This window comes from Halopseudomonas sp. L-58 (genome assembly GCF_056859475.1).
Window position 1 is genome coordinate 1 of the sequence record NZ_JBSXON010000012.1, and the last position, 15,621, is coordinate 15,621.

The 15,621-nt window shown below is 57.4% G+C and carries 13 protein-coding genes and 1 tRNA gene; all 14 read left to right on the top strand.

What is annotated here, in order from left to right; all coding sequences use genetic code 11:
• A partial coding sequence (locus tag AC13EY_RS00350; protein WP_482876133.1) for an EF-Tu C-terminal domain-related protein occupies positions 1 to 172 on the top strand: 172 nt, incomplete at its 5' end.
• Between the two features lie 56 nt (positions 173 to 228).
• A tRNA-Trp gene (locus AC13EY_RS00355) sits at positions 229 to 304 on the top strand.
• Between the two features lie 38 nt (positions 305 to 342).
• Positions 343 to 711: a preprotein translocase subunit SecE gene (secE, locus tag AC13EY_RS00360; RefSeq protein ID WP_228247485.1), complete on the top strand. Its 369-nt coding sequence runs from the start codon at positions 343 to 345 to the stop codon at positions 709 to 711.
• A 9-nt stretch (positions 712 to 720) separates the two neighbouring features.
• Complete coding sequence (nusG, locus tag AC13EY_RS00365; protein ID WP_088278020.1) at positions 721 to 1,254, top strand: transcription termination/antitermination protein NusG; 534 nt, start codon at positions 721 to 723, stop codon at positions 1,252 to 1,254.
• A 118-nt stretch (positions 1,255 to 1,372) separates the two neighbouring features.
• Complete coding sequence (gene rplK / locus AC13EY_RS00370; RefSeq protein ID WP_228247486.1) at positions 1,373 to 1,804, top strand: 50S ribosomal protein L11; 432 nt, start codon at positions 1,373 to 1,375, stop codon at positions 1,802 to 1,804.
• The gene (gene rplA / locus AC13EY_RS00375; protein ID WP_088278024.1) at positions 1,804 to 2,499 is read left to right on the top strand and encodes a 50S ribosomal protein L1; all 696 of its coding nucleotides are present in this window, start codon (positions 1,804 to 1,806) and stop codon (positions 2,497 to 2,499) included. Before rplK ends, rplA begins: the two co-directional genes overlap by 1 nt.
• Positions 2,500 to 2,716: 217 nt before the next feature.
• Positions 2,717 to 3,217: a 50S ribosomal protein L10 gene (rplJ, locus tag AC13EY_RS00380; RefSeq protein ID WP_088278026.1), complete on the top strand. Its 501-nt coding sequence runs from the start codon at positions 2,717 to 2,719 to the stop codon at positions 3,215 to 3,217.
• Positions 3,218 to 3,289: 72 nt separating this feature from the next.
• Entirely contained in the window at positions 3,290 to 3,661 is a 372-nt protein-coding gene (rplL, locus tag AC13EY_RS00385) for a 50S ribosomal protein L7/L12 (protein WP_088278028.1), read from the top strand.
• Between the two features lie 217 nt (positions 3,662 to 3,878).
• Positions 3,879 to 7,949, top strand: coding sequence for a DNA-directed RNA polymerase subunit beta (gene rpoB / locus AC13EY_RS00390; protein ID WP_228247487.1), 4,071 nt, complete (start codon positions 3,879 to 3,881; stop codon positions 7,947 to 7,949).
• Between the two features lie 64 nt (positions 7,950 to 8,013).
• Positions 8,014 to 12,213, top strand: a complete 4,200-nt coding sequence (rpoC, locus tag AC13EY_RS00395; protein WP_088278032.1) for a DNA-directed RNA polymerase subunit beta' — start codon at positions 8,014 to 8,016, stop codon at positions 12,211 to 12,213.
• 144 nt (positions 12,214 to 12,357) lie between these two features.
• The gene (rpsL, locus tag AC13EY_RS00400) at positions 12,358 to 12,729 is read left to right on the top strand and encodes a 30S ribosomal protein S12 (RefSeq protein ID WP_080048726.1); all 372 of its coding nucleotides are present in this window, start codon (positions 12,358 to 12,360) and stop codon (positions 12,727 to 12,729) included.
• Between the two features lie 95 nt (positions 12,730 to 12,824).
• On the top strand, positions 12,825 to 13,298 hold the full coding sequence (gene rpsG, locus AC13EY_RS00405) for a 30S ribosomal protein S7 (RefSeq protein ID WP_088278034.1): 474 nt from the start codon (positions 12,825 to 12,827) through the stop codon (positions 13,296 to 13,298).
• Between the two features lie 18 nt (positions 13,299 to 13,316).
• Positions 13,317 to 15,419: an elongation factor G gene (gene fusA, locus AC13EY_RS00410; RefSeq protein ID WP_088278036.1), complete on the top strand. Its 2,103-nt coding sequence runs from the start codon at positions 13,317 to 13,319 to the stop codon at positions 15,417 to 15,419.
• Positions 15,420 to 15,453: 34 nt separating this feature from the next.
• A partial coding sequence (locus tag AC13EY_RS00415; RefSeq protein WP_482875787.1) for a GTP-binding protein occupies positions 15,454 to 15,621 on the top strand: 168 nt, incomplete at its 3' end.

Below are 15,621 nucleotides of genomic sequence, written 5' to 3' on the forward strand. Positions count from 1 at the left end.
GACCGGTTCCTGCGAACTGCCGGAAGGCGTTGAAATGGTAATGCCGGGCGACAACGTCAAGCTGGACGTTACCCTGATCGCTCCGATCGCAATGGAAGACGGTCTGCGCTTCGCGATTCGCGAAGGTGGCCGTACCGTTGGCGCCGGTGTAGTAGCCAAGATCATCGAGTAATATTGGTTGATCTTGAACTGTCGGGCCGGTAGTATTGCCGGCTCGACTGCGATTACAGGCCAGTAGCTCAATTGGCAGAGCGGCGGTCTCCAAAACCGCAGGTTGGGGGTTCGATTCCCTCCTGGCCTGCCAGATTAAAATCTGGCTTCCAAAACAGGACTTGAAGATTCATGAGTGCTAAGGCAGAGCTTAACGATAGCCGCTTCGATGTGATCAAGTGGGTTGTTGTGGCTTTAATTGTCTCCGTCGGTGTTTTTGGGGATTCCTACTTCTCTGCCGAGCCTGTTTTGTACCGCGCGATCGCGCTTGTTGTTCTTGCTCTGGTCGCGGGCTTCGTTGCGCTGCAGACAAGCAAGGGCAAGGCGTTCTGGTCGCTGCTCAAAGAAGCGCGTATCGAAATACGCAAGGTCGTTTGGCCTACTCGGCAAGAAACCACACAAACAACCATGATCGTTGTTGCGGTGGTTCTGGTTATGGCCCTGATCCTCTGGGGGCTTGATAGCTTGCTGGGTTGGATCGTCTCTCAGTTCATTGGTTAAAGGTGCTCCGTGTCTAAGCGTTGGTACGTAGTGCATGCCTATTCGGGCTTCGAAAAGCATGTAATGCGCTCTCTCCAGGAGCGTGTCAAGCTGGCCGGAATGGAAGACCAATTCGGCGAGATTCTGGTTCCCACCGAAGAAGTGGTGGAAATGCGCAACGGTCAGAAGCGCAAGAGTGAGCGCAAGTTCTTCCCGGGGTATGTGCTTGTTCAAATGGAAATGAACGAGGGAACATGGCACCTGGTCAAGGATACTGCGCGAGTTCTCGGTTTTATTGGTGGTACCGCCGACAAGCCGGCGCCGATCACTGATAAGGAAGCCGAAGCCATTCTTCGTCGCGTTGCAGATGGCACCGACAAGCCGAAGCCGAAGACGCTGTTTGAGCCCGGTGAGGTTGTTCGTGTTACCGACGGTCCCTTTGCTGACTTCAATGGGGTTGTTGAAGAAGTTAACTATGAGAAGAGCCGTGTTCAGGTGGCTGTTCTTATTTTTGGTCGCCCCACGCCAGTGGAGCTAGAGTTCGGCCAGGTCGAAAAAGGCTGATCTCTCCTGATTTCCTGAGCCCTGCAGCGCCTAGCGCGTTGCGGGGCTTTGTTGTCGGTATCAGGGGCTGTTTTTAAACGGGAAGCCGCAAGGCGCTATTACCCTTCGGAGAAAGACAATGGCAAAGAAGATTCAGGCTTATATCAAGCTGCAAGTCAAGGCCGGTCAGGCCAACCCGAGCCCGCCGGTTGGTCCGGCTCTGGGTCAGCACGGCGTAAATATCATGGAATTCTGCAAGGCGTTCAACGCCAAGACTCAGGGCATGGAACCTGGTCTGCCGACTCCGGTGATCATTACTGTTTACAGTGACCGTAGCTTTACTTTTGAAACCAAGAGCACCCCTGCAGCCGTTCTGCTGAAAAAAGCAGCTGGTCTGAAGAGCGGTTCTCCGCGTCCGAACAGCCAGAAAGTGGGTACCGTCACCCGTGCTCAGCTGGAAGAGATCGTCAAGGCCAAAGAGGCTGATCTGACCGCTGCTGATCTGGAAGCTGCCCTGCGCACCATCGCTGGTTCCGCGCGCAGCATGGGCCTTAACGTGGAGGGTGTGTAATGGCTAAGCTGTCCAAGCGTCAAAAGGCAATTGCCGAAAAGGTACAGGCTAACAAGGCTTACACCTTCGAAGAAGCTGCAGCCGTTCTGGCTGACGTATCCAACGTCAAGTTTGTAGAGTCGTTCGACGTTGCTGTAAATCTGGGCGTTGATCCGCGTAAATCCGACCAGGTCGTACGTGGCGCAACCCTGCTGCCAAACGGTACTGGCAAGACTGTGCGCGTTGCTGTGTTCACCCAGGGTGCCAACGCTGAAGCAGCTCTGGCTGCCGGCGCTGACAAAGTCGGTATGGACGATCTGGCCGCCGAAATGAAGGCTGGCGATCTGAACTACGACGTTGTTATCGCCTCTCCGGATGCAATGCGCGTTGTTGGTCAGCTGGGTCAGGTTCTGGGTCCGCGCGGCCTGATGCCGAACCCGAAGGTTGGTACCGTTGCTGCAGACGTCGCCACTGCCGTGAAGAACGCCAAGGCTGGTCAGGTTCGTTATCGCACCGACAAGAACGGCATCATTCACTGCTCCGTAGGCAAGGTAGGCTTTGACGCCACCGCACTGAAGGAGAACGTCGAGGCGCTGCTGGCTGACCTGAAAAAGGCCAAGCCGTCCACCTCCAAAGGCGTATATATCAAGCGCGTAACCCTGAGCACCACCATGGGTCCGGGCGTACAGATCGATCAGGCTTCCCTGAACATCTGATGTTGTTGGAGTGCGCCGTATGCACGGTGCGCTCTTCTTTGATTGGGGTCCCTGCATGGCGGGGGCTGTCCAAGACCGTAGGCGGCGCAAGCCTTAAACCCCGGGAGTGATCCCTCAGGCCTACGCAGATGGTGCTCCCGATTCAGTGCAGGCTGGATCAGACACCAAAACACGCTGCCCGCAAGGGCGGTTAATGGTAAATCCAGGAGTAAAACCCGTGGCAATTAAGCTCGAAGACAAAAAAGCCATCGTCGCTGAAGTCAACGAAGCTGCCAAAGGTGCGCTGTCTGCCGTTGTGGCTGATGCCCGCGGTGTGACCGTTGCTGCTATGACTGGTCTGCGCAAGGAAGCACGCGAAGCCGGCGTTTACGTACGTGTTGTACGTAACACCCTGCTGCGTCGTGCGATCGAAGGTACTCAGTACGAGTGCCTGAATGAAACTTTCGTAGGCCCGACTCTGATTGCCTTCTCCAACGAACACCCGGGCGCTGCCGCTCGTCTGTTCAAGGAGTTCGCGAAGAATCAGGATAAGTTCGAGATCAAAGCAGCTGCGTTCGAAGGCAACTTCCTTGCAGCAGGTGAAATCGACAAGCTGGCTTCTCTGCCGACTTACGACGAAGCAATCGCACAGCTGATGAGCGTTATTCAAGGCGCCACCAGCAAGTTCGTTCGTACTCTGGCTGCAGTCCGCGATCAGAAGGAAGCCGAAGCTGCCTGATCGGCGCCTTCAGTTTCCCTTTAACGCTTTTTTTCGACGGCTCCGCCGTCCCCAATACAGGAATTTAGAGTCATGGCTCTGACCAACGAAGATATCATCAACGCCGTATCCGAAATGTCCGTAATGCAGGTTGTTGAACTGATCGCCGCTATGGAAGAAAAGTTCGGCGTTTCTGCTGCTGCTGCTGTTGTAGCCGGTCCGGCTGCTGGTGGCGCTGCTGCTGCTGAAGAACAGACCGAGTTTGACGTTGTTCTGACCGAAGCCGGTGAGAAGAAAGTTAACGTCATCAAGGCTGTTCGTGAACTGACCGGCCTGGGCCTGAAAGAAGCCAAGGCACTGGTTGACGGCGCTCCGGGCACCATCAAGGAAGGCGCTTCCAAAGAAGAAGCCGAAGCTGCCAAGAAGGCGCTGGAAGAAGCAGGCGCCAAGGTCGAGCTCAAGTAAGCTCGCCCGACCTTGCGTCGACAATCTGGTTCTATCCAATCAGATTGATGGCTGGTGGCCTGTGTGCCACCGGCCTTTTTCCGTTGTATCACGCCAAACTGGCGTACAACGCCCGCACTCCGAGGGAGTGAGCAAGACGAAGGGCTTGCACGCATTTTCAGGTTTTCCCGCGAAGCGGGGAGGCCAATCAAGCAGGTGACCAAGCTGGGGAACGCTGATGGCTTACTCATATACTGAGAAAAAACGTATCCGCAAGGACTTTGGCAAACTGCCGCATGTGATGGATGTGCCCTACCTGTTGGCCATTCAGCTGGACTCCTATCGGGAGTTTCTCCAGACTGACGCCGGCCAGGGCCAGATCCGTGATATCGGTCTGCACGCGGCCTTCAAATCTGTTTTCCCCATTATCAGCTATTCCGGTAATGCGGCCCTCGAATACGTCGGTTACCGCCTTGGCGAGCCGGCCTTCGACGTCAAGGAATGTGTGTTGCGCGGGGTTACCTTCGCGGTACCGCTGCGCGTCAAAGTGCGCCTGATCATCTTTGATCGCGAGTCGTCCAACAAGGCGATCAAGGACATCAAGGAGCAGGAAGTCTACATGGGGGAAATCCCCCTGATGACCGAGAACGGTACCTTCGTCATCAATGGTACCGAGCGTGTCATCGTTTCCCAGCTGCACCGCAGCCCGGGTGTGTTCTTCGACCACGATCGTGGCAAGACGCACAGTTCCGGCAAGCTGCTGTACTCGGCTCGCGTGATTCCTTACCGCGGCTCCTGGCTGGACTTCGAGTTTGACCCGAAAGACTGTGTCTTTGTTCGTATCGACCGTCGCCGCAAGCTGCCGGCGAGCGTTCTGTTGCGCGCACTGGGCTACCAGACAGAAGAAATTCTGGACATGTTCTACGACACCAACGTGTTCCAGGTTCAGGGTGAAAACCTGATGCTCGAACTGGTGCCCCAGCGTCTGCGTGGTGAGATTGCTACCTTTGACATCAAGGACAGCAAGGGCAAGGTCATCGTCGAAAAAGGTCGACGTATTACCGCGCGCCACATCAATCAGCTCGAGAAAGCTGGTATCACCAGCCTGGAAGTGCCGTTCGACTATCTGATTGGTCGTACCATCGCCAAGCCTGTGGTGCACCCGGCTACCGGCGAAATCCTGGTTGAGTGCAACACCGAGATTACCGCTGACCTGGTACTCAAGCTGGCCAAGGCGCAGGTTGCCCGTCTGGAAACCCTGTACACCAACGAGATCGACTGTGGTCCGTTTGTGTCCGACACCCTGCGTATCGACAACACCAGTACCCAGCTGGAAGCTCTGGTCGAAATCTATCGCATGATGCGCCCCGGCGAGCCGCCGACCAAAGACGCGGCTGAGACCCTGTTTGCGAACCTGTTCTTCAGCAGTGAGCGCTACGACCTGTCTGCTGTTGGCCGTATGAAATTCAACCGCCGTATCGGTCGCGAAGAGATCGAAGGCGCTGGCGTTCTCAGCAAGGAAGACATCGTCGAGGTGCTGAAGACTCTGGTTGACATCCGTAACGGCAAAGGCGTCGTTGACGATATCGATCACCTGGGTAACCGCCGTATTCGCTCGGTTGGTGAAATGGCAGAGAACCAGTTCCGCGTTGGCCTTGTGCGTGTTGAGCGTGCGGTCAAGGAACGTCTGTCCATGGCCGAAAGCGAAGGCTTGATGCCCCAGGACCTGATCAACGCCAAGCCGGTCGCTGCCGCAGTCAAGGAGTTCTTCGGTTCCAGCCAGCTGTCCCAGTTTATGGACCAGAACAACCCGCTGTCCGAGATTACCCACAAGCGTCGTGTATCGGCTCTTGGCCCGGGCGGTCTGACCCGTGAGCGTGCAGGCTTCGAAGTCCGTGACGTACACCCGACCCACTACGGTCGTGTATGCCCGATCGAAACCCCTGAAGGTCCGAACATCGGTCTGATCAACTCGCTGGCAACTTACGCGCGCACCAACCAGTACGGCTTCCTTGAAAGCCCGTACCGTCGTGTGAAAGACGCGGTCGTTACTGACGAGATCGTATTCCTGTCTGCCATCGAAGAAGCGGACCACGTGATCGCTCAGGCGAGCGCAAAGGTCGAGGGCGGCAAGCTGGTTGACGACCTGGTAGCGGTTCGTCACATGAACGAATTTACCGTTAAGGCGCCGGAAGACGTCACCCTGATGGACGTTTCGCCGCGTCAGGTTGTGTCCGTGGCTGCCTCGCTGATTCCGTTCCTCGAGCACGACGACGCCAACCGCGCACTCATGGGCTCGAACATGCAGCGTCAGGCGGTTCCGACCCTGCGTGCCGAGAAGCCGCTGGTCGGTACCGGTATGGAGCGCAACGTTGCTCGCGACTCCGGTGTTTGCGTTACCGCGCGCCGCGGTGGTGTGATCGATTCGGTCGACGCCAGCCGTATCGTTGTCCGCGTCAACGACGACGAAGTTGAAGCCGGCGAAGCGGGTGTCGACATCTATGTCATGACCAAGTACACCCGTTCCAACCAGAACACCTGCATCAACCAGCGTCCGCTGGTGAAGAAAGGTGACAAGGTTGCACGCAAGGATATCCTTGCTGACGGTTCCTCCGTCGACATGGGTGAACTGGCGCTGGGTCAGAACATGCGCGTCGCGTTCATGCCCTGGAACGGTTACAACTTCGAGGACTCCATCCTGGTGTCCGAGCGCGTTGTACAGGAAGACCGCTTTACCACTATCCACATTCAGGAACTGACCTGTGTGTCCCGTGACACCAAGCTTGGGCCTGAGGAGATCACCTCCGACATCCCGAACGTGGGTGAGGCGGCACTCGGCAAGCTGGACGAGGCGGGTATCGTCTACGTTGGCGCTGAAGTGGGCCCGGGCGACATTCTGGTTGGCAAGGTGACGCCGAAGGGCGAGACCCAGCTGACCCCGGAAGAAAAGCTGCTGCGTGCGATCTTCGGTGAAAAAGCCTCTGACGTGAAAGACACTTCCCTGCGCGTGCCGACGGGCACCAAGGGCACCGTCATTGACGTTCAGGTGTTCACCCGTGACGGCGTAGAGCGCGACAGCCGTGCACTGGCTATCGAGAAGGAGCAGCTCGACGAGATCCGCAAGGACCTGCAGGAAGAGTTCCGTATCGTTGAAACCGCGACCTTCGAGCGCCTTGCTGCCGCACTGGACGGTCAGATCGTCGAGGGTGGTGCCGGCCTGAAAAAAGGTACTGCACTGAACGCCGAGATCCTTGCTGGTATCGAGCGTGGTCAGTGGTTCAAGCTGCGTATGAGCGAAGACGCGCTGAACGAGCAGCTGGAGCTGGCTCAGGCCTATCTGGTTGACCGTCGCAAGTTGCTCGACGAGAAGTTTGAAGACAAGAAGCGCAAGCTCCAGCAGGGCGATGACCTGGCACCTGGCGTACTCAAGATCGTCAAGGTTTACCTGGCAATCAAGCGTCGCATCCAGCCGGGTGACAAGATGGCTGGCCGTCACGGTAACAAGGGTGTTATCTCGGTCATCATGCCGATCGAAGATATGCCGCACGACGAGAACGGTACACCGGTCGACATCGTACTGAACCCGCTGGGTGTTCCGTCGCGTATGAACGTCGGTCAGATCCTCGAAACCCACCTGGGCCTGGCCGCCAAGGGGCTGGGTGAGAAGATCAACCGCATGCTCGAAGAGCAGCGCAAGATTGCTGATCTGCGCAAGTTCCTCGACGAGGTCTACAACAAGGTAGGCGGTCGTCAGGAGAATCTGGACGAGCTGAGCGATCAGGAAATCATCGAGCTGGCGAACAACCTGCGCGGTGGTGTGCCGATGGCAACGGCCGTATTTGATGGCGCCGCGGAGAGCGAGATCAAGCACATGCTGCGTCTCGCCGATCTGCCGGACAGCGGTCAGATGCGTCTGTGGGATGGCCGTACCGGTAATGCATTCGACCGTCCGGTGACCGTTGGTTACATGTACATGCTCAAGCTCAACCACCTGGTTGATGACAAGATGCATGCACGTTCCACCGGTTCCTACAGTCTGGTAACCCAGCAGCCGCTGGGTGGTAAGGCGCAGTTTGGTGGTCAGCGTTTCGGGGAGATGGAGGTCTGGGCTCTGGAAGCATACGGCGCTGCCTACACCCTGCAGGAAATGCTGACAGTGAAATCGGACGACGTGAACGGCCGTACCAAGATGTACAAGAACATCGTGGACGGAGACCATCGCATGGAGGCCGGCATGCCCGAGTCCTTCAACGTTCTGGTCAAGGAAATCCGTTCGCTCGGTATCGATATCGAACTGGAATCCGAATAATCACCAACTGCCCACGTCTCGGGCGGCGAGCGCCGCCCTTGAGACACTGCGAGGAGTATAGGCCTTGAAAGACTTATTGAACCTGCTCAAGTCCCAGGGACAGATTGAAGAGTTCGATTCCATCCGAATCGGCTTGGCATCCCCGGAGATGATCCGGTCCTGGTCCTACGGCGAAGTTAAAAAGCCGGAAACCATCAACTACCGTACCTTCAAGCCGGAGCGTGACGGCCTGTTCTGCGCCAAGATCTTTGGCCCGGTGAAGGACTACGAGTGCCTGTGCGGCAAGTACAAGCGCCTCAAGCACCGTGGCGTCATCTGCGAGAAGTGCGGCGTCGAAGTTGCACTGGCCAAGGTGCGTCGCGAGCGCATGGGTCACATTGAGCTGGCTTCGCCGGTTGCCCATATCTGGTTCCTGAAATCGCTGCCGTCCCGTATCGGCCTGCTGCTGGACATGACCCTGCGTGATATAGAGCGCGTGCTTTATTTCGAGAGCTACGTTGTCATCGAGCCGGGCATGACTACCCTGGAAAAGGGTCAGTTGCTGAACGATGAGCAGTATTTCGAAGCACTGGAAGAGTTCGGTGACGACTTTGACGCCCGTATGGGTGCCGAGGCTGTTTACGAGCTGCTCAGCTCCATGGATCTGGCTCACGAGATCGGCAAGCTGCGTGAAGAAATTCCGCAGACTACGTCCGAGACCAAGATCAAGAAGCTGTCCAAGCGTCTGAAGCTGATGGAAGCATTCGACGGCTCCGGCAACAAGCCGGAGTGGATGGTTATGACCGTTCTGCCGGTACTGCCGCCGGACCTGCGTCCGCTGGTTCCGCTGGACGGTGGTCGCTTTGCGACCTCCGACCTGAACGACCTGTATCGCCGCGTCATCAACCGTAACAACCGTCTGAAGCGCCTGCTTGATCTGGCTGCGCCGGATATCATCGTGCGCAACGAGAAGCGCATGCTGCAAGAGTCGGTTGATGCGCTGCTGGACAACGGTCGTCGCGGCCGTGCCATCACCGGCACCAACAAGCGTCCGCTCAAGTCCCTGGCCGATATGATCAAGGGTAAGCAGGGTCGTTTCCGTCAGAACCTGCTCGGTAAGCGCGTGGACTACTCCGGTCGTTCGGTGATCGTGGTTGGTCCGACTCTGCGTCTGCACCAGTGCGGTCTGCCCAAGAAGATGGCTCTGGAGCTGTTCAAGCCCTTCATCTTCGGCAAGCTGGAGCACCGTGGTCTGGCGACCACTATCAAAGCGGCCAAGAAGATGGTTGAGCGCGAGCTGCCGGAAGTCTGGGATATCCTGGCTGAAGTCATTCGCGAACACCCGGTTCTGCTGAACCGTGCACCGACTCTGCACCGTCTGGGTATCCAGGCATTCGAGCCGGTTCTGATCGAAGGTAAGGCTATCCAGCTGCACCCGCTGGTCTGTGCGGCCTACAACGCCGACTTCGACGGTGACCAAATGGCCGTGCACGTTCCGCTGACCCTCGAGGCCCAGTTGGAAGCGCGTGCGCTGATGATGTCCACTAACAACATCCTGTCGCCGGCGTCAGGCGAGCCGATCATCGTGCCGTCCCAGGACGTGGTGCTTGGTCTGTACTACATGACCCGTACCCGCATCAACGCCAAGGGCGAAGGCATGGCGTTCGCCAACGTCAACGAAGTCGAGATGGCGTACCGCAGCGGTCAGGTTGAGCTGCACGCGATGGTCAAGGTGCGTATCACCGAAACCGTCAAGCACAAGGACGAAAGCTGGACCACCGAGACTCGCATTGTCGACACCACTGTCGGCCGCGCGCTGCTGTTCCAGGTTCTGCCCAAAGGTCTGCCGTACGAAATGGTCGATCAGCCGCTGAAGAAGAAGGCGATTTCCAAGCTGATCAACCAGTGCTATCGCGTGGTGGGTCTGAAGGAAACCGTTATCTTCGCCGACCAGCTGATGTACACCGGCTTCGCCTACTCCACTATCTCTGGTGCGTCCATCGGCGTGAATGACTTCGTCATTCCTGACGAGAAGGCGCGCATCATTGACGAGGCGACCGAAGAAGTTAAGGAAATCGAAGACCAGTACGCTTCCGGTCTGGTAACCCAGGGCGAGAAGTACAACAAGGTCATCGACTTGTGGTCCAAGGCCAACGACGAAATCTCCAAGGCCATGATGGACAACCTCAAGACCACGCGCGTACTTGATCGCGAGGGCAAAGAGGTTGATCAGGAGTCCTTCAACTCCATGTACATGATGGCTGACTCCGGTGCGCGGGGTTCTGCTGCCCAGATTCGTCAGCTGGCCGGTATGCGTGGTCTGATGGCCAAGCCGGACGGCTCCATCATCGAAACGCCAATCACCGCGAACTTCCGTGAAGGTCTGAACGTACTGCAGTACTTCATCTCGACCCACGGTGCTCGTAAGGGTCTGGCCGATACCGCACTGAAAACGGCGAACTCCGGTTACCTGACCCGTCGTCTGGTCGACGTGGCGCAGGATCTGGTTATCACCGAGACCGACTGCGGCACCGACAAGGGTCTGCTGATGTCGCCGCACATTGAAGGTGGCGATATCGTAGAGCCGCTGGGTGAGCGCGTGCTGGGTCGAGTTGTTGCCCGTGACGTCCTCAAGCCGGGCAGTGACGAGACCATCGTGGCCGCTGGCACACTGATCGATGAGCAGTGGGTTGAGTTCCTCGAGAAGAACAGTGTCGACGAGGTCATCGTTCGTTCGCCGATCACCTGCGACACCCACTACGGTGTGTGCGCGACCTGTTACGGTCGTGATCTGGCGCGTGGCCACCTGATCAACATCGGTGAGGCCGTAGGTGTTATCGCAGCCCAGTCGATCGGTGAGCCGGGTACTCAGCTGACCATGCGTACGTTCCACATTGGTGGTGCGGCAAGCCGGACCTCGGCTGCTGACAGCGTTCAGGTCAAGAACGGTGGTACCGTCCGCCTGCACAACCTGAAGCATGTTGAACGTGCCGACGGTGCCCTGGTTGCGGTTTCCCGTTCCGGCGAGCTGGCTATCGCAGACGAATACGGCCGTGAGCGTGAGCGTTACAAGCTGCCTTACGGTGCGGTTATCTCGGTCAAGGAAGGTGACAAGGTCGACGCTGGCGCAATCGTTGCCAAGTGGGACCCGCACACCCACCCGATCGTTACCGAGATCAGCGGTACCGTTGCGTTCTTCGGTATGGATGAAGGCATCACCATCAAGCGTACCGCTGACGAGCTGACCGGTCTGACCAACATTGAGGTCATGGACCCGAAAGATCGCCCGGCTGCCGGCAAGGACATCCGTCCTGCGGTGAAGCTGGTAGACGAGAACGGCAAAGAGTTGCTGCTGCCAGGTACCGATGTGCCGGCTCAGTACTTCCTGCCGGCCAACGCGCTGGTCAACCTGTCCGATGGCGCCAAGGTGAACGTGGGTGACGTTGTTGCACGTATCCCGCAGGAAACCTCGAAGACCCGCGACATCACCGGTGGTCTGCCGCGTGTTGCCGACCTGTTCGAAGCGCGTCGTCCGAAGGAGCCGTCCATTCTGGCGGAGATCAGCGGCACCATTTCGTTCGGTAAGGAAACCAAGGGCAAGCGTCGCCTGGTGATTACGCCGAACGACGGCAGCGATCCGTACGAGGAGCTGATTCCGAAGTGGCGTCACCTGAACGTGTTCGAGGGTGAGCAGGTTACCAAGGGTGAAGTTATCTCCGACGGTCCGAGCAACCCGCACGATATCCTGCGTCTGCTGGGTGTCAGTGCGCTGGCCAAGTACATCGTCAACGAGATTCAGGACGTTTACCGTCTGCAGGGCGTAAAGATCAACGACAAGCACATCGAAGTGACCATTCGTCAGATGCTGCGCAAGGTCGAGATCACCGAGTCCGGCGACTCCAGCTTCATCAAGGGCGATCAGGTCGAGCTGACCCAGGTGCTGGAAGAGAACGCAGAACTGGTGGCGCAGGACAAGTTCCCGGCCAAGTACGACCGCGTGCTGCTGGGTATCACCAAGGCCTCGCTGTCGACCGAATCGTTCATCTCGGCGGCTTCCTTCCAGGAAACCACGCGGGTTCTGACCGAGGCTGCCGTTACCGGCAAGCGCGATCACCTGCGCGGCCTGAAAGAGAACGTCGTTGTAGGTCGTCTGATTCCGGCCGGTACCGGTCTGGCCTATCACGCCGAGCGCAAGCGTCAGCGTATGGCCGACAAGCCGGTCAAGGTCAGCGCGAGCGAAGTCGAGCAGGCGCTGTCTGACGCACTGAACTCGAGCGAAGGTTAAAGGAAGGCCCGCTCCCTCCGGGAGTGGGCGCCTTGACGACAGGGGGCGGGGTCTATAGAATTCCGTACCCCTAAAATTGGCGGGGCACTATGTCCTGCCATTTTTTATTAACTATGTCTTACCGACATCAGTGGAGTTTGCTAGATGGCAACAATCAACCAGCTGGTTCGCAAGCCGCGTAAGCGCGTTGCTGAAAAGAGCGACGTACCGGCCCTGCAGAACTGCCCGCAGCGTCGTGGTGTGTGCACTCGCGTGTATACCACTACGCCGAAGAAGCCGAACTCGGCTCTGCGTAAAGTCTGCCGTGTTCGTCTGACCAACGGCTACGAAGTTTCTTCCTACATCGGTGGTGAAGGTCACAACCTGCAAGAGCACAGCGTCGTTCTGATTCGCGGCGGCCGTGTAAAAGACTTGCCGGGTGTGCGTTACCACACTGTTCGCGGTTCTCTCGACACCTCTGGTGTTAAAGACCGTAAGCAGGGTCGTTCGAAGTACGGCGCCAAGCGTCCCAAGTAATTCTATTTCATTTATCAGAGTCGATAAGAGTAAGGTCGGACGTAACCAGGTCGTTACAGTTCCGGGCTAACCTGAAGACCGTTTGAGGGCTTATCATGCCAAGACGTCGTGTAGCGGCAAAACGTGAGATCCTGCCAGAACCTAAGTACGGCAGCCAGATTCTCGCGAAATTCATGAACCACGTAATGGAAAGCGGCAAGAAGTCCACTGCCGAGCGTATCGTTTACGGTGCACTGGACAAGCTGAAAGAGCGTACCAAGACCGAAGATCCGGTCGAGTTGTTCGAGAAAGCTCTCGACGCTATCGCTCCGCTCGTGGAAGTTAAATCTCGCCGTGTAGGTGGTGCCACCTATCAGGTTCCGGTTGAAGTGCGTCCCTCCCGTCGCAACGCTCTGGCGATGCGCTGGCTGGTTGATGCTGCCCGTAAGCGTGGCGAGAAGTCCATGGCCCTGCGTCTGGCTGGTGAGCTGGGTGATGCCGCTGAAGGCAAGGGTGCTGCTGTCAAGAAGCGTGAAGACGTCCATCGTATGGCTGAAGCCAACAAGGCGTTCTCTCACTACCGCTTCTAAACGGCCAAGGAGACTGTTGTGGCTCGTACAACCCCGATCAATCTGTATCGCAATATTGGTATCTGTGCGCACGTCGATGCGGGCAAGACCACGACTACAGAGCGGATTCTGTTCTATACCGGCGTAAACCACAAAATGGGCGAGGTGCATGATGGCGCCGCGACCATGGACTGGATGGCGCAGGAGCAGGAGCGGGGTATCACCATTACTTCGGCGGCTACCACTGCCTTCTGGCAGGGTTCCGAGAAGCAGTACGACAAGCATCGCGTCAACATCATCGACACCCCCGGCCACGTCGACTTCACGATTGAAGTCGAGCGGTCGCTGCGGGTGCTTGATGGTGCTGTCGTTGTGTTTTGTGGTACGTCCGGTGTCGAGCCTCAATCCGAGACCGTGTGGCGTCAAGCCAACAAGTACGGTGTTCCGCGAATCGTCTATGTAAACAAGATGGATCGCCAGGGCGCCGACTTCCTTCGTGTCGTTGAGCAGATCAAGAAGCGGCTGGGTCATACGCCCGTGCCTATTCAGTTGGCTATCGGTTCGGAGGAGAACTTCGCCGGTCAGGTTGACCTGATGCGGATGAAGGCGATTCGCTGGGATGAGTCGGATCAGGGTATGAGTTTCGTGGAGGAGGAAATCCCCGCGGAGCTGCGTGATCTGGCAGAAGAGTATCGCGAAAAGATGGTCGAGGCGGCCGCGGAGGCCAACGAAGACCTGATGAACAAGTATCTCGAGGAAGGCGAGCTTTCCGTCGAGGAAATCAAGGCGGGGTTGCGTCAGCGTACGCTGGCCTGCGAGATCGTTCCGGCAGTGTGTGGTTCCTCGTTCAAGAACAAGGGCGTACCGCTGGTGCTGGATGCGGTTATCGACTATCTGCCTGCGCCTGATCAGGTTGCTGCCATCAAGGGCGTGCACCCGGATGATGAGGAGCGCACTGACGAGCGTCATGCCGACGACGCCGAGCCTTTCTCGGCGCTGGCGTTCAAGATTGCGACCGATCCCTTTGTGGGGACGCTTACCTTTGCTCGGGTTTACTCCGGCGTGCTGTCTTCGGGCGACGCGGTGCTCAACTCGGTGAAGGGTAAGAAGGAGCGCGTCGGGCGCATGGTGCAGATGCATGCCAATGCCCGCGAAGAGATCAAGGAAGTGCGCGCCGGTGATATTGCGGCCTTGATCGGTATGAAGGATGTGACCACTGGCGATACGCTTTGCGCTATCGACAAGCCGATTGTCCTGGAGCGCATGGACTTTCCTGAGCCGGTTATTTCGGTTGCGGTTGAGCCACGCACCAAGGCCGATCAGGAGAAGATGGGTGTCGCTCTGGGCAAGCTGGCCCAGGAGGATCCTTCGTTCCGCGTGCGTACCGATGAAGAGTCTGGTCAGACGATCATCTCGGGTATGGGTGAGTTGCACCTCGACATTATCGTCGATCGGATGAAGCGTGAGTTCAGTGTTGAGGCCAATATCGGCAAGCCTCAAGTTGCCTATCGCGAGGCGATTCGCAACAAGTGTGAAGTCGAAGGCAAGTTTGTGCGTCAGTCCGGCGGTCGTGGTCAGTATGGTCATGTGTGGGTTCGCTTCGAGCCTGCCGAGGGCAATGACGAGAAGCTTGAATTCGTCAATGAAATTGTCGGTGGTGTGGTTCCGCGTGAATACATCCCGGCCATCCAGAAGGGTATCGAGGAGCAGATGCAGAACGGCGTTCTCGCCGGCTATCCGCTGCTTGGCCTGAAGGCAACCGTGTTTGACGGTTCCTACCATGATGTCGACTCAAACGAGATGGCGTTCAAGATCGCAGCTTCGATGGCCACCAAGCAGTTGGCCCAGAAGGGTGGTGCTGTCCTGCTTGAGCCGATGATGAAAGTCGAAGTAGTCACCCCTGAGGATTATATGGGTGACGTAATGGGCGACTTGAACCGTCGTCGCGGTCTGGTACAGGGTATGGAAGATACTCCTTCCGGTAAGGTGATCCGCGCTGAGGTTCCGCTTGGTGAAATGTTCGGTTACGCCACGGATGTTCGCTCCATGTCCCAGGGACGTGCGAGCTACTCCATGGAGTTTTCGAAGTACGCCGAGGCACCCATGAACATCGCCGAAGCGATCATCAAGAAGCAAGGCTAACTTGAACCTAGGCTAATTAAAGAGGTTATCAACCGTGGCAAAAGAAAAATTTGAACGTAGTAAACCGCACCTGAACGTAGGCACCATCGGTCACGTTGACCATGGCAAGACTACCCTGACTGCAGCTCTGACCCGCGTTTGTGCAGAGTCCTACGGCGGCGCTGCCCGTGCGTTCGACCAGATCGACAACGCGCCGGAAGAG